This window comes from Acinetobacter sp. 826659, from assembly GCF_000588515.1.
Classification (GTDB): Bacteria; Pseudomonadota; Gammaproteobacteria; order Pseudomonadales; family Moraxellaceae; genus Acinetobacter; species Acinetobacter pittii.
In genome coordinates this window covers 217092-238015 of record NZ_JFYD01000007.1, presented here as the reverse complement: position 1 = coordinate 238015, position 20924 = coordinate 217092, and the positions used below count along the sequence as shown (strand labels likewise).

The window sequence follows — 20924 nt, the reverse complement described above, 5'->3', positions numbered from 1 at the left end:
ATTATTTTGCCTATGCATATAAATTTTTCAGATCATTTTTTAAAAATACAAAAACAGCTTGAGGATACTCAAGCTGTCATTGACGAAAATCCAATCATTGAATTAGTCAATGCCATTCGTCCATCCGATCCTCATGATACGGATGAGATAAAGCAAAAAATACAGGCTTTAATTGAAAGCCTATTACGCACACCTACAGCCCCCTTTCTACTACAAACTTTTTTATTACGTCTAATTAATCGCTATAAACAAGTCAGCTTATATGCCGATAGCGGAATTTTGTCTTTAGATGGTTTCTGGAACCAACTGGGGCAAAGACTCGGAGCACATTTTTTACCGTTAATCGAAGATGCAAGCCAACTCAAAATATTAATTGGTCGAATTTTTTATTTAGAAAGTGACAAAATCTGGCTCAATAATATTGATGATGAAGATTGGGCAAATTTATTCAGTCTTATTGGACAAAGCCAAAGTAATGTAGACGAAAAGCTTGTCATTCAAAGTGAAATGATTAAAGCAATTACCGTCTTAACCTATCGAATTAGTGGAATTGGCCTTTACCCTGAATTTATTAATGCTCAACCGGAATTAACTGAATATGAATCACCATTTTTAGTTCAGAACCGTGAAATTATTGAGTTTATCGAAAAGTACAAAAAACAAGAACTTTCTGAACATGAAATTGCAGTTATTTCTCCTCCGGATGCATCACAAGCATTTGTCATGCTGGAACAATGTCGGGATGTGGTTTTAAAGATTCGCCGTGCCACCAAAAGAATTGGTGTTAGCTTAAGTTTGACTTATTTACTGTCGTTACTTGAGCAGTGCCTCGACCGAATTGAATTACTGCTTTATTTGGTTGTAGATAACAGTAAAGGAAAATATGTCTCTTTAGGACATCTTATTTCCGATTTAACCAAGGCGCACTACAGTGAAAAAAGTGTTCGCTCTTTATTAAGTACGACAAGTGAACTCATTGCCTTTCAAGTGACTGAAAATGCCAGCCGAACAGGCGAACATTATGTAAGTACCGATACAAAAGGTTTCTGGGGCATGTATAAAGCTGCCGCTGGAGCGGGTGTCATTATTGCCTGTATGGCATCTTTAAAAATTCTTGCAGCAAGAATGACCATGGCTCCGCTTATGCAAGCCTTTACTTTCAGTATGAATTATTCTCTAGGGTTCATTCTGATTCATGTTCTGCATTTCACAGTTGCAACCAAACAACCCGCAATGACGGCTGCTGCCCTTGCTGCAACGGTACAACAGCGTAAAGGCTCTAAAACAGCTCAAATTGCAGAGTTAGCAGCGCTTATTATTAATATTATTCGAACACAATTCATTGCTATTTTAGGTAATATTTCAATTGCGATTCCTACTGCCGCGCTCATTACTTTTGCTTGGCAGTTCTATCTTGATGAGCCTTTATTAACTCATACTAAAGCAACTTATTTGTTACACAGCCTAAATCCCTTCACCTCTTTGGCAGTTCCACATGCAGCCATAGCTGGAGTTTGCTTATTTTTGTCAGGCCTTATTGCAGGATACTTCGACAATATGGCTGTTTACCGAAAAGTCGGTCCACGCCTTAGAGCACATCGCCGTTTAGCAAACTGGTTAGGACAAGATCGCCTCAACCGTTTTGCTGAATATATTGAACGTAATTTAGGTGCGTTAGCCGGTAACTTCTTATTCGGTATTATGTTAGGAAGTATGGGGACCATAGGCTTTATCCTAGGCCTACCTTTAGATATCCGCCATATTGCCTTTGCATCCGCTAACTTTATTCAAGGTTTAATGACTATTAATGGCAGCCCAGATATCGGACTGATTATCGTGTCCTTTCTTGGTGTGTTATGTATTGGTCTCACCAACTTATTTGTGAGTTTCACCTTAACGATTATTGTGGCATTACGAGCGCGTCGAGTCCGCTTTGAACAATGGAAACCTTTAGCCAAATTGGTCATGACCCATTTTTTAACTCGTCCAAGCGATTTTTTCTGGCCACCAAAACAACCATTAGAACTTGAAGAAAACACTTCAACAAATAACGGAAAAAAAGCAGACCACTAAAAATTTTGCTTTGTACACAAAATGTGATTTTCGTCAATTTTGTTGTGATTGTTTTTCCAAATGTTAAAAAATTTTCAAAATGAATTTACGATGATCTATCAGGCTTGAAAAAAAGTGTACTGGCAAGTACACTTTTAACGGCTTTCAGTAGTAGACACTGCTTGAACAAGCAAAGGTATATACATGCCCTATTTATTGCTTTTTATTGGTTGTATTTTTTTAGGATTAGGTGTTCTTGGTCTTTTTGTACCAAGACTTCAATCTTTGGATCTTCTCACCGTTCAAATATTGAGTGAAAATCGATCAGATTATCTTAACTCTATTACGACCTTTCTAGCACGTGTAGGTGGTATGCCTTTTGTATGTTTTTTATCCTTATTGGTGTGTATATATCAAGCATGGTATAAAAAATATATTACTGTTATTTTCATTAGCGTGGGTGTTCTTGGCAGTATCATCACGGGTTGGCTGCTCAAGTGGTGTGTTGACCGTCCAAGACCTCCACAGGTATATCATATTGTCGAAAGTTATGGTGCATCGTTCCCAAGTGCACATAGTGTTTATGCATCAACACTGGCTTGTATGGCAATGATAATGTTATGCCATAAGCCCAACACTAACTCTCCTTATATCATTTTGATTTCCTGTCTTTGGTTTATCTGCATGGGGCTTTCAAGAATATATGCTGGAGTTCATTTTCCAACAGATGTACTCGCCGGTTGGGGCATAGGTTTTATTTGGATTGCACTGCTTTGGCTCTGGTTATTACAAACACAAAGTAGGTTAAGTAGAAAACAAATATATTTTTAGATTTTATCTAAACGAGGTGGAACAATGATGTCGGCTAAGCTTTGGGCTCCTGCCCTTACTGCTTGCGCATTAGCAACAAGTATCGCACTTGTTGGTTGTAGCAAAGGCTCCGATGAGAAACAGCAAGCTGCTGCTGCTCAGAAAATGCCGCCTGCAGAAGTAGGTGTTATTGTTGCTCAACCACAAAGTGTTGAACAAAGCGTTGAACTCTCCGGCCGTACTTCAGCATATCAAATTTCTGAAGTTCGCCCTCAAACAAGTGGTGTTATTTTAAAACGCTTGTTTGCTGAAGGAAGTTACGTTCGTGAAGGACAGGCTCTATATGAACTGGATTCTCGCACGAACCGTGCAACGCTTGAAAATGCAAAGGCTACCCTTTTACAACAACAGGCAAATCTAGCTTCACTACGTACTAAGTTAAACCGTTATAAGCAACTTGTTTCAAGTAACGCTGTATCTAAACAAGAATATGACGACTTACTTGGTCAGGTTAATGTTGCCGAAGCACAAGTTTCTGCTGCAAAAGCTCAAGTAACGAATGCAAATGTTGATCTTGGCTACTCTACAATTCGCTCACCAATTTCTGGTCAGTCTGGACGTTCTTCTGTAACAGCAGGTGCTTTAGTCACTGCTAACCAAACTGAACCGTTAGTGACGATTCAACAGTTAGATCCGATCTATGTTGACATTAACCAGTCTAGTGCCGAGTTATTACGTTTACGTCAACAACTTAGCAAAGGTAGTTTGAACAATAGTAACAACACGAAAGTGAAATTGAAGCTCGAAGATGGTTCAACTTACCCAATCGAAGGACAACTTGCTTTCTCTGATGCTTCTGTAAATCAGGATACAGGAACGATTACTTTACGTGCCGTATTCTCGAACCCGAATCATCTGTTACTTCCAGGCATGTATACCACTGCACAGATTGTTCAAGGTGTAGTTCCTAATGCTTACCTGATTCCTCAAGCTGCAATTACACGTTTACCTACAGGTCAAGCTGTAGCAATGCTTGTTAATGCCAAAGGTGCTGTTGAGAGTCGTCCTGTTGAAACCTCTGGTGTTCAAGGACAAAACTGGATTGTGACTAACGGTCTTAAAGCTGGTGATAAAGTGATTGTTGACGGTGTTGCCAAAGTTAAAGAAGGGCAAGAAGTTTCAGCAAAACCTTACCAAGCTCAACCAGCGAATCCACAAGGTGCAGCTCCAAATGCGACAAAACCGGCTCAATCAGGTAAACCTCAAGCAGAACAGAAAGCATCTAATGCATAAGGGGTAGATTGAATGGCACAATTTTTTATTCATCGCCCCATTTTTGCGTGGGTGATTGCATTAGTCATTATGTTGGCGGGTATTCTCACGCTAACAAAAATGCCTATTGCACAGTATCCGACGATTGCACCACCGACAGTTACAATTGCTGCAACTTATCCTGGTGCATCTGCTGAGACTGTTGAAAACACTGTAACCCAGATCATTGAACAACAAATGAATGGTCTAGATGGTTTACGCTACATTTCATCTAACAGTGCTGGTAACGGTCAGGCCTCTATTCAATTAAACTTTGAACAAGGTATTGATCCAGATATTGCACAGGTTCAGGTTCAAAACAAATTGCAATCTGCAACTGCGCTTTTACCTGAAGATGTACAGCGTCAAGGTGTAACAGTAACTAAATCTGGTGCAAGCTTCTTGCAAGTTATTGCATTCTACTCACCAGATAACAGCCTTTCTGATTCAGACATTAAAGACTACGTAAACTCGTCTATTAAAGAACCGCTTAGCCGTGTTGCTGGTGTGGGTGAGGTACAAGTCTTTGGTGGTTCATACGCAATGCGTATTTGGCTTGATCCAGCTAAGTTAACCAGTTACCAGCTTACACCTAGTGATATTGCGACAGCTTTACAAGCGCAAAACTCACAAGTAGCAGTAGGTCAATTAGGTGGTGCACCAGCTGTACAAGGTCAAGTGCTTAACGCAACAGTGAATGCACAAAGTTTGCTGCAAACACCTGAACAGTTTAAAAATATCTTCTTAAAGAACACAGCATCTGGTGCTGAGGTTCGTTTAAAAGATGTTGCACGTGTAGAGTTAGGCTCTGATAACTATCAGTTTGACTCGAAGTTTAACGGTAAACCTGCTGGTGGTCTTGCAATTAAAATTGCAACTGGTGCTAACGCACTTGATACCGCAGAAGCTGTTGAACATCGTTTATCTGAATTACGTAAGAACTATCCAACAGGTCTTGCAGATAAACTGGCTTATGACACGACTCCATTTATTCGTCTTTCAATTGAAAGTGTTGTACACACATTAATTGAAGCGGTAGTTTTAGTATTCATTGTGATGTTCTTGTTCTTACAGAACTGGCGCGCAACGATTATTCCAACACTTGCTGTACCTGTTGTTGTGTTAGGTACATTCGCTGTTATTAATATCTTTGGCTTCTCAATTAACACCTTAACCATGTTCGCCATGGTATTGGCAATTGGTCTTCTGGTCGATGACGCCATCGTTGTGGTCGAAAACGTCGAACGTGTTATGAGTGAAGAGCATACCGATCCAGTCACGGCGACGTCACGATCAATGCAACAGATTTCTGGCGCATTAATTGGTATCACAAGCGTATTAACAGCCGTATTCGTACCAATGGCATTCTTTGGTGGTACAACTGGTGTAATTTACCGTCAGTTCTCGATTACCCTTGTAACAGCAATGGTTCTATCGTTAATTGTAGCGTTAACATTTACACCGGCACTTTGTGCAACCATTTTAAAACAGCATGATCCTAACAAAGCACCAAGCAATAATATTTTTGCTCGTTTCTTTAGAGGCTTTAACAATGGTTTTGACCGCATGTCGCATAGCTACCAAAATGGTGTTAACCGCATGCTTAAGGGCAAAATCTTCTCTGGCGTGCTTTACGCTGTAGTTATTGCTTTATTAGTGTTCTTGTTCCAAAAACTCCCATCTTCATTCTTACCAGAAGAAGATCAGGGTGTGGTAATGACACTTGTTCAATTACCGCCAAATGCAACGCTTGACCGTACAGGTAAAGTGATTGACACCATGACAAACTTCTTCATGAATGAAAAAGATACTGTGGAATCTATTTTCACCGTTTCGGGCTTCTCATTCACAGGTGTGGGTCAAAATGCTGGTATCGGCTTCGTTAAATTGAAAGACTGGAGTGAACGTACTTCACCAGAAACTCAAATTGGCGCATTGATTCAGCGTGGTATGGCATTGAACATGATCGTTAAAGACGCATCTTACATCATGCCTTTACAGCTTCCAGCAATGCCTGAACTCGGTGTAACAGCCGGATTCAACTTGCAACTTAAAGATTCAAGTGGTCAAGGCCATGAGAAACTTATTGCTGCACGTAATACGATCTTAGGTTTGGCTGCACAAGATAAACGTCTTGTGGGTGTTCGCCCTAATGGTCAAGAAGATACACCTCAGTATCAAATTAATGTAGACCAAGCTCAAGCTGGTGCCATGGGTGTGAGTATTGCCGAAATTAACAATACGATGCGTATTGCATGGGGTGGCTCATACATTAACGACTTCGTTGACCGTGGCCGTGTGAAAAAAGTTTATGTTCAAGGTGATGCGGGTAGCCGTATGATGCCTGAAGACTTAAACAAGTGGTATGTACGTAATAACAAAGGCGAAATGGTACCGTTCTCTGCATTTGCTACTGGCGAATGGACATATGGTTCTCCACGTCTTGAACGTTATAACGGCGTGTCATCGGTTAACATTCAAGGTACACCTGCACCTGGCGTGAGCTCTGGTGACTCGATGAAAGCAATGGAAGAAATTATTGATAAGTTACCATCTATGGGCTTACAAGGTTTCGACTATGAATGGACAGGTTTATCACTTGAAGAACGTGAGTCTGGTGCTCAAGCTCCATTCTTATATGCGCTTTCATTGTTAATCGTTTTCCTTTGCTTGGCTGCATTGTATGAAAGCTGGTCTATTCCGTTCTCGGTTTTACTTGTGGTACCACTCGGTATTATTGGTGCAATCGTATTAACTTACTTGGGTATGATTATTAAAGGAGATCCAAATCTCTCAAATAACATTTACTTCCAGGTAGCGATGATCGCGGTAATCGGTCTTTCTGCAAAAAATGCGATCTTGATTGTTGAGTTCGCAAAAGAGCTGCAGGAAAAAGGTGAAGACCTGATTGAAGCAACTTTACATGCTGCAAAAATGCGTTTACGTCCAATCATCATGACTACCCTTGCCTTCGGTTTCGGTGTACTTCCGCTTGCCCTTTCAACAGGTGCAGGTGCTGGAAGTCAGCACTCTGTTGGTTACGGTGTACTCGGTGGCGTACTCAGTGCAACGTTCTTAGGTATCTTCTTTATCCCTGTATTCTATGTGTGGATTCGTAGTATCTTTAAGTACAAACCAAAAACCATAAACACTCAGGAGCATAAATCGTGATGCAAAACGTATGGTCTATTTCAGGTCGTAGCATTGCGGTATCTGCACTTGCGCTTGCTTTGGCAGCTTGTCAAAGCATGCGCGGCCCAGAACCAGTCGTGAAAACCGATATTCCACAAAGCTATGCATATAGCGCTTCTGGTACGTCTATTGCTGAACAGGGTTACAAACAGTTCTTTGCTGACCCTCGTTTGCTCGGAGTGATTGATTTGGCACTTGCCAACAACCGCGACTTACGTACAGCAACGCTCAATATCGAACGTGCTCAACAGCAATATCGAATTACACAGAACAACCAGCTTCCAACAATCGGAGCAAGTGGTAGTGCAATTCGTCAGGTTTCTCAAAGCCGTGATCCGAATAACCCCTACTCTACTTATCAAGTAGGTCTGGGTGTAACTGCCTATGAGCTTGATTTTTGGGGCCGCGTACGTAGCTTAAAAGATGCTGCGTTAGATAGTTATCTTTCAACGCAAAGCGCACGTGATTCGACTCAAATCAGTCTAATCAGTCAAGTGGCTCAAGCATGGTTGAACTATTCTTTCGCAACTGCCAACTTAAGACTTGCAGAGCAAACACTTAAAGCACAGCAAGATTCTTACAATCTCAACAAAAAACGTTTTGATGTGGGCATCGACAGTGAAGTTCCACTACGTCAGGCACAGATTTCTGTAGAAACTGCGCGTAATGATGTAGCAAACTACAAAACACAGATTGCTCAAGCACAAAACTTGTTGAACTTGTTAGTTGGTCAATCAGTTCCACAAAACTTGTTGCCAACCCAACCTGTAAAACGCATTACGCAACAAAATGTATTTACAGCGGGTTTACCAAGCGACTTACTTAACAACCGTCCAGATGTAAAAGCTGCTGAATATAACTTAAGCGCTGCCGGTGCGAATATCGGTGCTGCAAAAGCACGTTTATTCCCAACCATTAGCTTAACGGGTTCTGCAGGTTATGCATCAACTGACTTAAGTGATCTATTTAAGTCAGGTGGTTTTGTATGGTCAATTGGACCAAGCTTAGACTTACCAATCTTTGACTGGGGCACTCGTCGTGCCAATGTAAAAATTTCTGAAACTGATCAGAAAATTGCATTGTCTGATTATGAAAAATCAGTTCAGTCTGCGTTCCGCGAAGTTAATGACGCGCTTGCAACTCGTGCCAACATTGGTGAGCGTTTAACAGCTCAACAACGTCTAGTAGAAGCAACTAACCGTAACTACACACTTTCAAATGCCCGCTTCCGTGCTGGTATTGATAGTTACTTGACGGTTCTTGATGCACAGCGTTCATCTTATTCAGCAGAACAAGGTTTGTTATTGCTTCAACAAGCAAACTTAAACAACCAAATCGAGTTATACAAAACTCTAGGTGGTGGTTTAAAAGCAAATACTTCAGATACAGTGGTTAATCAACCATCTAGTGCTGAACTTAAAAAGCAATAAGTTTTAAATAACTTATTCACAAAAGCTCACTTCGGTGGGCTTTTTTATTGCAACTCATCTGAATATTTTTTATCTTGAAACCTTAAGAATTTAGATTGATAAAAAACAATGTTATTGAGTAATTTAGAAAGTGTTCCAGGCCACCAAATTTTAAAGCAACTGGATGTTGTTTACGGAAGTACCGTTCGTAGTAAACATGTTGGCCGTGACTTGATGGCAAGCTTAAAAAATATCGTGGGTGGTGAACTTACGGGTTATACCGAATTATTAGAAGAATCTCGCCAAGAAGCCATGCAGCGTATGATTGTAAAAGCTCAGCAACTTGGTGCGAATGCAATTGTGGGTATTCGTTTTTCAACTTCAAATATTGCGCAAGGTGCTTCTGAGTTATTTGTATATGGCACAGCTGTGGTTGTGCAGCCTCAAGCGCCTCATCTACCCGATCCATTTAATGCATAGGTAGAAAATGGATAATCTTATTTTTCAGCTTGTTATTTTTCTCATTCTTTTCAGCATTGGTTGGGCTTTTGGCCGCCATATTGAACGAAAACATTTGAATGAACTTCTAGAAAAAGAGCAAAAATTTGCCCATATCAGAATTGATACCAATCGTTTTGCAACGAGTGATCAGCTAGGCCACTTTATTAGCAGTAATGTTGTGATTTCTCATGATTACTTTAAATATGTATTGGCATCTATAAAAAACGTTTTGGGCGGAAGACTGACCAGTTATGAAAGTATTGTTGAGCGTGCTCGCCGTGAAGCCATTGTTCGCTTAAAACAACAAGCCCATACCGCAGGAGCTAACCATATTATGGGAGTTCGGCTGAGTACAACCGAACTCGGAATGCAAGGCGGAATGGTCGAAGTTTTTGCTTATGGAACAGCAGTTAAAGATTAATACTGCCCAACATCAGAAAAATGAATACGTGGATTGCCAATATTTTTAGTTAAATGTTGGCAAATTCGGGTAATTTTCCAACGGTCTTGTTGTTTCGCCAAAGTAAAATAATAACGACCAAAAGAATGAAAATAATCATTTTCTGAAAAACGATAAATTTGATAATTACATTCTAGCCATGCTTGACCTTGTTCAATCCGAATAAGAGGATTACTCAAATTGTGCTGTAGTCGCAAATGGGACAAGGCTTGCTGCCGAGAACCTTTATATTCATGACAAGACACGACACATAAAGGCTCTCCTCTAAATTGGAAATAGTCCACCTCAAGTTGATCTGCCAACAACTCATCAAAAGCGTCCCAATTTTTCTGGTCAAAGACCAATTGAAAACGCGTGACGACTTCTAAAATACGGTGATAATCCTGATCCATGGTGAACCTTCTATGCGGGTTTTTCACCAATTTAGCACGGCAAAATCACTTTTTTATTTTACTTTTGTTTTCCGAATCATTTTATAAAGAAGTTTTGGTGACATCCGAGAAACCATTACACCTAGTTTTTCTTTAGCCCCACCCACAACAATATATTCTTGGCCCTGTACTAAAGCTTTTACAGCCTGCTCTGCAAAAACATCTGCCTCTAAACCATTTTCAATTGCTTCGTCTTGGTGGCCTTGAGGTTCCCCTGCACCATTAAGTGCATTAAAAGAAACATTAGTTTTTACAAAACCAGGGAAAATAACTGAAACTTCAACACCTTGATCTGAGACCTCAGCACGTAAACTATTTGCCCACATGTGAATTGCCGCTTTAGCAGCCGAGTAGCTTGCACGGTACTGTGTGCCTAATAAACCCGCTACACTCGACACAAATACAACTCGGCCAGACTTTTGTTTTAGCATGGTCGGTAATACGGTTTTAGTTAACGCGACTTGTGAAAAATAATCGACTTCCATAATGGCCCGTTCAGTTGCCATTGTCGTGTCTTTAATTAAAGCACGTTGACTTAAACCTGCATTATTGATGAGCCAGTCAATACGGCCTTTCGCTTTTAAAATCTGCTTGTAAGCCTCTTGAACCTGCTTTTCATCAGTAATATCAGCAACGACAGACAAATGATGATCGGGATTTAATAAACCAACCCGAACCTCTTCTAATTCTTCAAAACGACGTGAGGTTAAAATCAACTTTGCGCCTTGTAAAGCCAACTCTCCTGCTAAAGCCTTACCTAAACCAGAAGATGCGCCCGTAATCCATACCACTTTATTTTGCAAAGTATCAAGTTTGGCCATGTGATGTTCCTATTATCTTTTTAAATTATGCTGCTTGATGCATGAAGGCCAAAAAATGATTGATATAATGAGTTGCTGTGGTCTGATCGACCTGTGTCCCTAACTTTTCCAAACGTTTATAGCCCAAATGCGTCGTCATGTTGATGACTCCGTTAAGAGTTTTATCGACAAACAAATTAAATTTTAAACGCTTTTTAGGCTCACGTACTAGGCTTGTTACGCCTAAATCCACAATTTGTATGAGCGTCTCAAATGCAGCCGTAATACTTTGCATATTACCATCACGAATTTGCTGTGTAAGGGTTTCGGCTTGTTGCACCAGTTGAAGTGTAACTGGATAGGTAATATAAACTTGCTGCCCTTGCTCTTTCATGAGTGATGTCATGTAGTCAACTAAGGGTAAAAGACGTTCATTTCCAAAGAATGAAACCGACCAAGGCATGTATTTTCGAAAAGTCTCTAAAACTTGCTGAATAACTTTTTCAGACTCAGCTTGTTGTTTTGGAGACATACTTGCATTTCCTGACTGTAAAAGCACAGAAAAAACCTGCTCAATAATTTCACAGGAAAGGTCAGACAAGACATCCCCCAAAACTTTTGCCTGACTTTGACTTACCCCATCATGCAGTTTTTGCCGAATAGCCTCGAATTGTGTATAAGTCGAATCGGAAATTTTCAAAAAAACTTCATAACTCATCAGCAGCATCCTTTTTCAATTCTTTTGTAATTTTTGTGCCGTGTCGCCACACGATTAAATTGTGATCCATCTTTCATAAATCTACCGTTTTTTGAAAAAAATACAAAACCGTTTATCTGTTTTCAGCACATTAATTTCGAGGCATTTTTTTGCTACAATAGATGCAATTTTTTATGCATATTCGATCTAAGCTACTATGACTGACGCTCAAACCGCTCAAAATATTGCAACCACATACGATCCAACCGAGATCGAAAAGAAGTGGTACAAAACGTGGGAAGAACAAGGTTACTTCAAACCTTCTGGTCACGGTGAATCATTCTGTATCATGATTCCGCCACCAAACGTCACTGGTAGTTTGCACATGGGCCATGGTTTTAACAATGCCATTATGGATGCCCTCACCCGTTACAACCGTATGATGGGTAAAAACACGTTGTGGCAACCAGGCACAGACCATGCTGGTATTGCAACTCAAATGGTTGTTGAGCGTCAACTTGGCTTACAAGGTGTAACTCGTCATGACTTAGGCCGTGATAAGTTCATTGAAAAAGTTTGGGAATGGAAAGAACAATCTGGCGGCACAATTACGAAACAAATTCGTCGCTTAGGTTCTTCGGTAGACTGGTCACGTGAACGCTTCACGATGGACGAAGGTTTATCAAACGCAGTTAAAGAAGTATTCGTTCGTTTGCACGAAGACGGTTTAATTTACCGCGGTAAGCGCCTAGTAAACTGGGACCCTAAACTTCAAACAGCACTTTCTGACCTTGAAGTAGAAAGCAAAGAAGAAAAAGGTTCGCTTTGGCACTTTAAATATTTCTTTGAAGACAAATCAGTTAAAACTCAAGATGGCAAAGACTATTTAGTTGTTGCAACAACTCGTCCTGAAACTTTACTTGGTGATACTGCGGTTGCTGTTCATCCTGAAGATGAGCGTTATGCACACCTTGTTGGTAAAAATATTGTATTACCAATTACGGGTCGTTTAATTCCAATCGTTGCTGACGACTACGTTGAAAAAGACTTCGGTACTGGCTGTGTAAAAATCACGCCTGCTCATGACTTCAATGACTATGACTTAGGTAAACGCAATAGCTTACCAATCATTAATATCTTCAACAAAAACGCCGAAGTTTTAGGTGAATTTGAATATATTGCAAAAGCTGGCGAACAAATTTCTAAAACCATTACTGCACCTGCGGAATATGCTGGTTTAGAGCGTTTTGAAGCACGTAAAAAATTAGTTGCTCAAGCTGAAGCTGAAGGCTGGTTAGATCAAATCCAACCGTATGACTTAAAAGCGCCACGTGGCGACCGTTCAGGCGTAATCATTGAGCCGTTACTGACTGATCAATGGTATGTAAAAATTGCGCCTCTTGCTGAGCCTGCAATTGAAGCAGTTCAAGATGGCCGCATTAAGTTTGTTCCAGAGCAGTACAGCAACATGTACATGGCGTGGATGCGTGACATTCAAGACTGGTGTATTTCACGTCAGCTTTGGTGGGGTCACCGTATTCCAGCTTGGTACGATGCAAATGGCAACATCTATGTTGGCCGTAACGAAGAAGAAGTCCGCGCGAAAAATAACATCGCTGCTGACGTTGAACTTAAACAAGACGAAGACGTTCTTGATACATGGTTCTCATCTGCACTTTGGACATTCTCAACTTTAGGTTGGACTGGCGATGCACAGAAAGATGCAGCAAATGATTTCTTAAAAACTTTCCACCCAACAGATGTGTTGGTGACTGGTTTTGACATCATTTTCTTCTGGGTTGCCCGTATGATCATGATGACCCTACACTTCATGAAAAATGAAGATGGTTCATCTCAAGTTCCATTTAAGACTGTTTACGTTCACGGCTTGGTGCGTGATGGTGAAGGTCAAAAAATGTCGAAGTCTAAAGGTAACGTACTTGATCCATTAGACTTAATTGACGGTATTGATTTAGAAAGCTTAGTTGCAAAACGTACAACTGGCCTAATGAACCCAAAAGATGCAGCGAAGATTGAAAAATCAACACGCAAAGAGTTCCCAGAAGGCATCAATGCTTATGGTACTGACGCAGTTCGTTTCACATTCTGTGCGCTTGCAAACACGGGTCGAGACATCAAGTTCGATTTAAAACGTGTTGAAGGCTACCGTAACTTCTGTAACAAAATCTGGAACGCAACTCGTTTCGTTCTGATGAATGTTGAAGGTCAAACTGTTGGTCAAGAGGCCCGCCCTGATCTTTGGGAACTTCCAGAACAATGGATCATCAGCCGTCTACAAAAAGCGGAAGCTGCTGTACATCAAGCGTTCGCAACGTACCGTTTAGACCTTGCTGCACAAGCGATTTACGACTTTATTTGGAATGAATACTGTGACTGGTACGTTGAGTTAACTAAACCAGTTCTGAATGATGCAGAAGTGTCTGAAGAGCGTAAAGCTGAAGTACGCCGTGTATTGCTTGCAGTCATGGAAGCTTCATTGCGTTTGGCTCATCCGCTTATGCCATATTTGACAGAAGAAATCTGGCAGACTCTTGCACCAATGCTTGGTCAAGGCGGCCCAACGATTATGACTGCTCAATACCCTATTCCTGAGCAAGCAAAAATCAATGAACAAGCTGAAGCAGATATGCAATGGCTTCAAGGTTTGATTGGTGCCGTACGTAACATCCGTGGTGAGTTGGGCTTAGGTAATGCGCGCTTATTGCCAGTATTACTTCAAAACACTTCTGACGCTGAACGTGAACAAATCATTCGTATTGAAGCATTGTTCAAAGCATTGGCTAAAGTTGAAAGCATTGAGTTCTTGAATAAAGACCAAGAGCCACCTTTGTCTTGCTCTAGTGTTGTAAGTCATGCATCGGTATTTGTACCAATGAAAGGCTTAATTGACCCTAAAGCTGAGCTTGCTCGTTTGCAAAAAGACTTGGATAAAATCCAAAAGCAACACGATCAAATTGCGGGCAAACTTGCAAATGAAGGCTTTGTTTCTAAAGCACCAGCAGCGGTTGTTGAAGGTGAAAAAGCGAAGCTTGCTGAGTTTGCTGCTCAGTTAGAGAAAGTGAAAGCGAATATGGAGCAAATTGCTGCGCTTTAATGCTTTCAAATGATTAATATTTAAACTAAAATCCCTTCTAATTAGAGGGGATTTTTTATGCGTTTTTATACATTTGATGAAATCAATAATTTTGCATTAAAGGCTAGATCAAAATCGACTTATTACAGCTTTGATAATATTTTGAATGAATCACTTCAAGAACAAAAAAAGCGCAACACTTTTGATATTTTTCTTTCACATTCTTCAAAAGATAAACAATTAATTCTAGGTGTAAAACAGCTCATAGAAGACAGTGGGTATAGCGTATATATCGATTGGGTAGATGATCCTCAACTAGACCGAGCCAATGTAAACGCACAAACAGCAGATATACTTCGAACTAGAATGAAACAATCTAAGTTTTTAGTTTATGTTGATTCAAATAATGCCACTACTTCAAAATGGATGCCTTGGGAATTAGGCTATTTTGATGGTTATAAACCTAATAAAATAGGTATTTTACCGATTAGGCAAAAGTCTGAAGGTTCATATATAGGGCAAGAATATTTAGACCTTTACCCAAAAATTGAAAAAAACAACCTAAATGTATTGCATGAATTAAAATATGCTGAAATCAATGGAAGTTTATTCAATACATATTTTACAAAAGGTTCAGGTGTGTCACTCATATGAACACCCCTGAATACAGGTTAAAAATTAACTCTCAAGTTATATTTTTCAACATAATTTCGATTTCTGAGTGCTCTTTCAATCCAACTATCAAATTGGCTTAGAAACTGAGTCCATGTGCATGTAACAATATAGTCTTTATCATATACTCCATACGCATAAGCAGGTTTGAGATTATTTTTATTTAATTTTAGAATTTCAAAACCAAAACCATAATTATTAGCATAATTATAATTCCCAAAATAATCAGGTAAAATTACTGCTAATATTGCGTTTGGATTACTATAATATCCGCTTCTATTTTTAGTCCTTAATGAATATGAAATTTCCCATGGAATCCATTGATCCTTTTCAAAAGGATATGCAACTTTCATATTTGGGGAAATCAAAACAATCGTAATAGAGCTATCAAAAATTTTGCCTGCTAATTTAGAATAAATTGTAGATTCTTTAAAATTAGCTAAAGACTCCCCATCATTTTCACCCTTATTGATATGGCCATATTTAGGTAGTAACTTTTGTTGGATAATATCAACATAATGCCTAGGACTTGTCTGTTCCCAATATGAAGTAGAACTAAGCTTTTGTACGCTTGAATCAGCGTATTTATAAGAAATAAAAATCTTATTCCCCATTTAAAATCTCCTCAAATAATTCATCAAATAATGGTAAATAGCAAAAATCAGTTAATAATCTTTCATTTGTAAATTTTTCTTGAAAATATAAAATTCTTGAAGCAGCACCTGTTGATGCAATTGGAAATACTGGGACGTCAGGATGAGCTTCTTTGAATAACTTATATTCATTTTCAACTCCGTCCATCCCACCAATAAAAATGGCTGCACAGAAATTATTTTCTACTATCATTTTTTTACGCATCAGACCTAAACTTTCTTCTTGATCTTTTAATTCGTCTGTAATAATTAACTTTTCAAAAAACTTATTATCTGATGGAAATTTTTTAAGAAAAAAATTAGATTGGTAAAGTGTGACATGCTCTGATATTTGTAATTTTTGTTTTTCTAAAACAGCTCTGATTAAAGGCGTTATAGATGGGTGCCCACCCCATACTAATTCCGCCTTTGGTAAAACAATACGAGACAAAGCAATAACTGCATCACGTATAGCAGTATTATCCGCAGTATCGAAATATTTTGGATCTCTATCTGCTAATGGAATACTTGCCGATAAAAATATTTTTTTTAACTTACTAGCCATTCTGATACCTTACCAATTTCTTTAGTTTTTACTGGCAAATACTTATTTAACCAATTCAAATGTCTTAGCCAAATATCTCGAATATGGATTTCATCATATAAGATAAAAATCTTATCTAGAGTTCCTTTTTCTTCATAAATTTTTTGAATTAATGATTCTGACTCTTCACAATTGAGTGCTTTTGGCATACCAATCGCAGGAACGACTATCGATTTTTTACCATCTTTTTCAAGTTCAATAAACTTATGACTTGAAAGCGTTGCTGTTACATTCGATTTTTCAGCATAATGCATAAATGTGGAAATAAGCTTATCTTGACGAGAAGCTAAAGTACGGGCTCTCAATGCTTCAGTAAATTGGACAATTTTTAAAAGACAGTCTTCATTTAACTTAGCATTAACATTACGAAAATTATCATTTATAAAATTTGATGCTTCCAATTGGAATACTTCAGATAGTTGTGCCCCTTTTATAACAATAAATTCAGGCCATACAATTTGAACTAAGCCTATTGAAGCAAGATTTGCATTACTTAATTCTTGCTGAGTCCACTCACTTTCTAAATAATTTTCTGTACTCAATAATACCACTACATCACTATCAATCATTCTTTGCCAGAGTTCATCTTGAAATGGCTCAGATTTTCGAATTGAATGCGTATCAAGGAATACGTCAAAATTGTGTTGTTCAAGATATTCATATAATTGGATTGCAACACCTGAAGAATCATCACGCTTATAACTAATAAAAACTCTGCGTTTAGATTTTAATAAATTAAAAGCTTCAAGTGTATTACTAACAACTTTTTCGATTAATGCTTCTTGTGTAAGACCGATATAACTTAGTCCATTATATTTTTGAATAGCTTTTGGTACTAAATTATTAAACTCTCGATAGTCTTCATCTATTATTGGCAACAATAAAGTTGCATCCTTTACCAATTTATTAACAATGTCTTCATCTAAAAAGCTTGTGTTAGGTCTTTGTCCCATATAAATGCAAAATGCAGGATTTGCATCTGTATACGATTCAAAATTATATCTATCAATAATTTTAAAGAATGCCCTATCAATTCCTAAGTCATCAATTCGTTTAAAAAATACATCTTTAATTTTTGGCAGTAATCTATGATCAATTGCACCCATAAATATTAGTTGGTAATAGTGCTTCAAAGTAGCCTCTTAAAATAATAATTTCTAAATATAATATCATTAAATACTTATTTTCAAAGCACCCCATGCCCCAACAACATCTCCACCCCACTTACCTTTTTCATATGCTTTAAACGCTCCTTTTCCCATTTCACCTGCTGCTTTAACTCAGCACAATCAGCATCTACAGCTTTATAAACATCACTAATATGTACATGCTCTGCTTTCACATTCTTGGCTAATTGAAAAGAATCTAAAATCTCAGCAATTTGGCTTTCAAGCTGCTGACTTTGTGCATCCAAAGCGAGTTTATAAAACCGCAACTGCTCAGCAGATAATTCTTTAGCGCCTAGCCCTTTATTCTGTTCAAGCTGTAACTGGAGTTTGAGTAAATAAAACAAATCCTGCTTTTCGTAGGCCTGACTTGCCTGTTGAAACAGCTCGGTTTTTTCTAATTTTTTAGTTTCATCTTGCTCACGGTCTGGGTGAATCATCGCGGCAATTTTTAAATAAACTGTTTTGAGTGACTGCGATGCCATTTGCTCAGCTTGTTCACGTTTTTGTTGCTGTCTTTGCTGTTTGGCTTGTTCCCGCGCTTGTTGTTGCTCGGCAGCGTACTTTTCAAAGTCTTCTTCTAACTCTACACCTTGCTCAGCACTTTCTTCATATTCAGATTTTATTGACTGAGCTTTCTTATTCTTTTTTACCGATTCCCCTGCATGTTGCTCATAAAAGGTATCAATCTGTTTCACTAAATCGAATTGTTCAGCAGACAGCATTTTGGAGCGCTTCAACATTTGTGCAAGCTGGGCAATTTTTTCATCAAGTTGCTGCATGTCTGCTTTAGAAAAATCATGGCTATGCAACATATTCCAAAGTTGATCCAACTGCTGAAAGAGCACAACATGCAAATCGCTGTACACAGGCATCAGTTTTTGCCGAATGTGCTGTTGAATCTCGGCTTTCGCATTTTGCCAAGTGCTCAGGCTAACTTTTTGCTGCTCTATTTTATCAATCAGGCGATTCAGTTTTTTCTGCTGTGCAGACGGTTCAGACCTTTGCTGCAAGCTCACTTTGAGATCAAAGGACATACTCATCCACCTGAAAAAGAAAAAAGTGTAGCAATAATTATATAAGGAAGGTAGCTAGCATTCTTTAAGTGTTAAGAGACCTAAAATTTATATCTTAAGAAATCCACCAAATCACCAGTGGTAAAGTCACGGCAGCACATAGAGTTTGAAAGCTAATCACGGCTGCCATAAGCTGACTATCGCCACCCAAAACTTTGGTCAAAATGTATGAAGCTGAAGCAGTCGGTAGCGCAAAGAAAATAACTAGAATTTGAGTTTGTAAGCTTGGCAAACCAAACCACATGCAGACCGCGTAAGCCAAAGCAGGCACTGCTAAAAGTCGTGCAAAAGTGTCTGCCGCCAACACGACAATATCTTTTTTAATTTGCATAAACTGTAAAGCTGCACCAACACATAACAAACCTAATGGCAAACTCGACACTGAAAAAAGCTTAATAAACTGACTAAAGCCTTCCCAAATCGGGATGTGAAGTGCATTGACTGCTGCCCCAACCACACACGATGCAATTAAAGGATTTTTAAGAAGTGCAATTAAAATAGGTTTAATTGCCATGTGTTCTTTAGAAGTTAATGCAAGTACCGAAATAATGTTCACAAGTGGAATGCAAAGCGCCAATAAAATTGCCAGTATTGCCATTCCTTCACTTTTAAAAAGCGAAGTGACTAAAGCCAAACCAATATAGGTATTAAAGCGAACCATACTTTGTACATGCACACCAAAACGTGCAGGCGGTATGTGCCAAAACATTCGGAGTATGTATAAAAAGATAGTCACAGCTAAAACCACAATCACCATCGCAATAATGGCTGTACTTAAGCTTTGTAAGTCAATTTTTGTGGTCGATAGCGTACTAAAAAGCAAAGCTGGAAATAAAATATAGTAATTTAGCTTCTCTGCCCCAGCCCAAAACTCATCGCTAAAAAAACGATATTTTTTAAATAAGTATCCCGATGCAATTAATGCAACTAAAGGAAAAAGAGATAAAACAATACTATTCATTTCTTTACTCGAGTTTTGTTGGAACTTGCTGGTTTGGCAACTAGCATGGCTTACTCATATATTAAAGATAATGAAAACTCATGATAAAATGAGTTTTTACTCATAACAAATACAACATGACATTTACCCAACTTGAAATTTTCGCACTCGTTGCAGAACTAAAAAGCTTTACTGCTACAGCAGAAAAGTTGGGAATTTCTCAGTCAGCAGTTTCCCATGCCCTTAAATCATTAGAACAACAATGGGGTATTAACCTGATTTCAAGATCCCAAAGTGATATTGAGCTCACCACGACAGGACAGCAGCTTCTTACACATGTAAAAGAGTTATTGAGTATTTCCGATACCTTAGAAAAAGAAGTGGCTGCCATCCATGGTTTAAACGAAGGAACATTACGTATTGGATCTTTTGGTGCTTCATCATCTATTTATCTATTGCCTGAAATTTTAGAAACCTTTCGGCAACGCTACCCTAAAATCGAAATTTATATTGATGAAGGTGAAGATAAAGAAGTTGCTCAGTGGTTATTGGAACGGCGCATAGAGGTTGGTTTTTTGATTATGCCAGATGAGCGTTTTGATACATTCCGATTAATTGAAGATCGTTTTGTTGCCTTAATTCCCAATCAATTTCCACTCGCACAACAACTCTATATTGATCCAGCCCAGCTAGAAAATTGCCCTTTTATTATGACAATGGCGGGTAGTCGACATCAGGTCGAATTAATTTTAAAAAACTTTAATGTGAAACCAGACATCAAATTTTATGTTTCACAAATTCTAAGTATCGTTAGCATGGTTCACAATCAATTAGGGATTTCAATTGTCTCTGATATGGTGCTCACCAAAGAGTTACTCTCACTCTATCCAAATGTAGTTAAACGTCCTTTTAAACCGAACCTTAAACGTTCTATTGGCCTCGCAGTCAAAAATAAAAAGCACATGAGCCCCGCTGCGAAAGCTTTTATTGAAGTCGCGCAATCGGTTTGGTCTGATCATTAATTGAATATAGATAATTTTTAAAAAATTTAATAACGATCTCTTTCAGGACAATTTA

At 38.8% G+C, this 20924-nt stretch carries 18 protein-coding genes; 10 read left to right on the top strand and 8 right to left on the bottom strand.

Going from position 1 to position 20924, the window contains the following annotated elements; translation table 11 throughout:
- Positions 1 to 12 precede the first annotated feature (12 nt).
- The 7 genes from J663_RS15610 to J663_RS15580 all read left to right on the top strand — a co-directional run bounded on the left by J663_RS15610 (position 13) and on the right by J663_RS15580 (position 9696).
- Positions 13 to 2073, top strand: coding sequence for a site-specific recombinase (locus tag J663_RS15610; protein ID WP_033850802.1), 2061 nt, complete (start codon positions 13 to 15; stop codon positions 2071 to 2073).
- Positions 2074 to 2256: 183 nt separating this feature from the next.
- Positions 2257 to 2883 (top strand): phosphatase PAP2 family protein, encoded by a 627-nt coding sequence (locus J663_RS15605; protein WP_005064516.1) that lies wholly within the window; start codon positions 2257 to 2259, stop codon positions 2881 to 2883.
- A gap of 24 nt (positions 2884 to 2907) precedes the next feature.
- On the top strand, positions 2908 to 4155 hold the full coding sequence (gene adeI, locus J663_RS15600; RefSeq protein ID WP_005064514.1) for a multidrug efflux RND transporter periplasmic adaptor subunit AdeI: 1248 nt from the start codon (positions 2908 to 2910) through the stop codon (positions 4153 to 4155).
- 12 nt (positions 4156 to 4167) lie between these two features.
- Positions 4168 to 7344: a multidrug efflux RND transporter permease subunit AdeJ gene (gene adeJ, locus J663_RS15595; protein WP_032037323.1), complete on the top strand. Its 3177-nt coding sequence runs from the start codon at positions 4168 to 4170 to the stop codon at positions 7342 to 7344.
- Complete coding sequence (gene adeK / locus J663_RS15590; RefSeq protein ID WP_002116015.1) at positions 7344 to 8795, top strand: multidrug efflux RND transporter outer membrane channel subunit AdeK; 1452 nt, start codon at positions 7344 to 7346, stop codon at positions 8793 to 8795. The genes adeJ and adeK overlap by 1 nt, the downstream gene beginning before the upstream one ends.
- A 108-nt stretch (positions 8796 to 8903) precedes the next feature.
- Entirely contained in the window at positions 8904 to 9254 is a 351-nt protein-coding gene (locus J663_RS15585) for a YbjQ family protein (RefSeq protein WP_000927245.1), read from the top strand.
- A gap of 7 nt (positions 9255 to 9261) precedes the next feature.
- Positions 9262 to 9696: a YbjQ family protein gene (locus J663_RS15580; protein WP_033850799.1), complete on the top strand. Its 435-nt coding sequence runs from the start codon at positions 9262 to 9264 to the stop codon at positions 9694 to 9696.
- On the opposite strand, the gene J663_RS15575 is transcribed toward J663_RS15580, so the two are convergent.
- Genes J663_RS15575 through J663_RS15565 form a run of 3 tightly spaced genes read right to left on the bottom strand, consistent with a single transcriptional unit; the run spans position 9693 to position 11684 of the window.
- Positions 9693 to 10127, bottom strand: coding sequence for a nuclear transport factor 2 family protein (locus J663_RS15575; RefSeq protein WP_033850797.1), 435 nt, complete (start codon positions 10125 to 10127; stop codon positions 9693 to 9695). The two genes, J663_RS15580 and J663_RS15575, sit on opposite strands and share 4 nt — an antisense overlap.
- 53 nt (positions 10128 to 10180) lie before the next feature.
- Positions 10181 to 10987, bottom strand: a complete 807-nt coding sequence (locus J663_RS15570) for an SDR family NAD(P)-dependent oxidoreductase (protein ID WP_005064503.1) — start codon at positions 10985 to 10987, stop codon at positions 10181 to 10183.
- Between the two features lie 25 nt (positions 10988 to 11012).
- Complete coding sequence (locus J663_RS15565) at positions 11013 to 11684, bottom strand: hypothetical protein (RefSeq protein WP_033850795.1); 672 nt, start codon at positions 11682 to 11684, stop codon at positions 11013 to 11015.
- 196 nt (positions 11685 to 11880) lie between these two features.
- On the opposite strand from J663_RS15565, the gene J663_RS15560 reads away from it, so the two are divergent.
- Both J663_RS15560 and J663_RS15555 read left to right on the top strand, forming a co-directional pair.
- Positions 11881 to 14778, top strand: a complete 2898-nt coding sequence (locus tag J663_RS15560) for a valine--tRNA ligase (RefSeq protein ID WP_033850793.1) — start codon at positions 11881 to 11883, stop codon at positions 14776 to 14778.
- A gap of 57 nt (positions 14779 to 14835) precedes the next feature.
- Positions 14836 to 15411 carry a toll/interleukin-1 receptor domain-containing protein gene (locus J663_RS15555; protein WP_033850791.1) on the top strand — a complete coding sequence of 192 codons (576 nt, stop codon included), beginning with the start codon at positions 14836 to 14838 and terminating at the stop codon, positions 15409 to 15411.
- A 17-nt stretch (positions 15412 to 15428) separates the two neighbouring features.
- On the opposite strand, the gene J663_RS15550 is transcribed toward J663_RS15555, so the two are convergent.
- From J663_RS15550 to J663_RS15530, 5 genes are all read right to left on the bottom strand, one after another.
- Complete coding sequence (locus J663_RS15550) at positions 15429 to 16043, bottom strand: TIR domain-containing protein (RefSeq protein ID WP_033850789.1); 615 nt, start codon at positions 16041 to 16043, stop codon at positions 15429 to 15431.
- Positions 16033 to 16626 carry a hypothetical protein gene (locus J663_RS15545; RefSeq protein ID WP_033850788.1) on the bottom strand — a complete coding sequence of 198 codons (594 nt, stop codon included), beginning with the start codon at positions 16624 to 16626 and terminating at the stop codon, positions 16033 to 16035. Before J663_RS15545 ends, J663_RS15550 begins: the two co-directional genes overlap by 11 nt.
- Positions 16611 to 17771, bottom strand: coding sequence for a toll/interleukin-1 receptor domain-containing protein (locus tag J663_RS15540; RefSeq protein ID WP_050598829.1), 1161 nt, complete (start codon positions 17769 to 17771; stop codon positions 16611 to 16613). Before J663_RS15540 ends, J663_RS15545 begins: the two co-directional genes overlap by 16 nt.
- 80 nt (positions 17772 to 17851) lie before the next feature.
- Positions 17852 to 18868 carry a hypothetical protein gene (locus tag J663_RS15535; protein ID WP_033850786.1) on the bottom strand — a complete coding sequence of 339 codons (1017 nt, stop codon included), beginning with the start codon at positions 18866 to 18868 and terminating at the stop codon, positions 17852 to 17854.
- A gap of 94 nt (positions 18869 to 18962) precedes the next feature.
- Positions 18963 to 19868: an AEC family transporter gene (locus J663_RS15530; protein ID WP_032056641.1), complete on the bottom strand. Its 906-nt coding sequence runs from the start codon at positions 19866 to 19868 to the stop codon at positions 18963 to 18965.
- Positions 19869 to 19984: 116 nt separating this feature from the next.
- Between J663_RS15530 and J663_RS15525 the strand changes: the two genes are divergently transcribed.
- On the top strand, positions 19985 to 20869 hold the full coding sequence (locus J663_RS15525) for a LysR family transcriptional regulator (RefSeq protein ID WP_033850784.1): 885 nt from the start codon (positions 19985 to 19987) through the stop codon (positions 20867 to 20869).
- Positions 20870 to 20924 lie beyond the last annotated feature (55 nt).

What these genes read in the sequence shown, in the direction of transcription:
- J663_RS15610 (WP_033850802.1), top strand. Translation starts at nt 13, where the DNA reads ATGCATATAAATTTTTCAGATCATTTTTTAAAAATACAAAAACAGCTT.
- J663_RS15540 (WP_050598829.1), bottom strand. Translation starts at nt 17,771, where the DNA reads ATGGGTGCAATTGATCATAGATTACTGCCAAAAATTAAAGATGTATTT.
- J663_RS15580 (WP_033850799.1), top strand. Translation starts at nt 9,262, where the DNA reads ATGGATAATCTTATTTTTCAGCTTGTTATTTTTCTCATTCTTTTCAGC.
- J663_RS15570 (WP_005064503.1), bottom strand. Translation starts at nt 10,987, where the DNA reads ATGGCCAAACTTGATACTTTGCAAAATAAAGTGGTATGGATTACGGGC.
- J663_RS15605 (WP_005064516.1), top strand. Translation starts at nt 2,257, where the DNA reads ATGCCCTATTTATTGCTTTTTATTGGTTGTATTTTTTTAGGATTAGGT.
- J663_RS15575 (WP_033850797.1), bottom strand. Translation starts at nt 10,127, where the DNA reads ATGGATCAGGATTATCACCGTATTTTAGAAGTCGTCACGCGTTTTCAA.
- adeK (WP_002116015.1), top strand. Translation starts at nt 7,344, where the DNA reads ATGCAAAACGTATGGTCTATTTCAGGTCGTAGCATTGCGGTATCTGCA.
- J663_RS15535 (WP_033850786.1), bottom strand. Translation starts at nt 18,868, where the DNA reads ATGTCCTTTGATCTCAAAGTGAGCTTGCAGCAAAGGTCTGAACCGTCT.
- J663_RS15585 (WP_000927245.1), top strand. Translation starts at nt 8,904, where the DNA reads ATGTTATTGAGTAATTTAGAAAGTGTTCCAGGCCACCAAATTTTAAAG.
- J663_RS15560 (WP_033850793.1), top strand. Translation starts at nt 11,881, where the DNA reads ATGACTGACGCTCAAACCGCTCAAAATATTGCAACCACATACGATCCA.
- adeI (WP_005064514.1), top strand. Translation starts at nt 2,908, where the DNA reads ATGATGTCGGCTAAGCTTTGGGCTCCTGCCCTTACTGCTTGCGCATTA.
- J663_RS15545 (WP_033850788.1), bottom strand. Translation starts at nt 16,626, where the DNA reads ATGGCTAGTAAGTTAAAAAAAATATTTTTATCGGCAAGTATTCCATTA.
- J663_RS15565 (WP_033850795.1), bottom strand. Translation starts at nt 11,684, where the DNA reads ATGAGTTATGAAGTTTTTTTGAAAATTTCCGATTCGACTTATACACAA.
- J663_RS15550 (WP_033850789.1), bottom strand. Translation starts at nt 16,043, where the DNA reads ATGGGGAATAAGATTTTTATTTCTTATAAATACGCTGATTCAAGCGTA.
- J663_RS15530 (WP_032056641.1), bottom strand. Translation starts at nt 19,868, where the DNA reads ATGAATAGTATTGTTTTATCTCTTTTTCCTTTAGTTGCATTAATTGCA.
- J663_RS15525 (WP_033850784.1), top strand. Translation starts at nt 19,985, where the DNA reads ATGACATTTACCCAACTTGAAATTTTCGCACTCGTTGCAGAACTAAAA.
- adeJ (WP_032037323.1), top strand. Translation starts at nt 4,168, where the DNA reads ATGGCACAATTTTTTATTCATCGCCCCATTTTTGCGTGGGTGATTGCA.
- J663_RS15555 (WP_033850791.1), top strand. Translation starts at nt 14,836, where the DNA reads ATGCGTTTTTATACATTTGATGAAATCAATAATTTTGCATTAAAGGCT.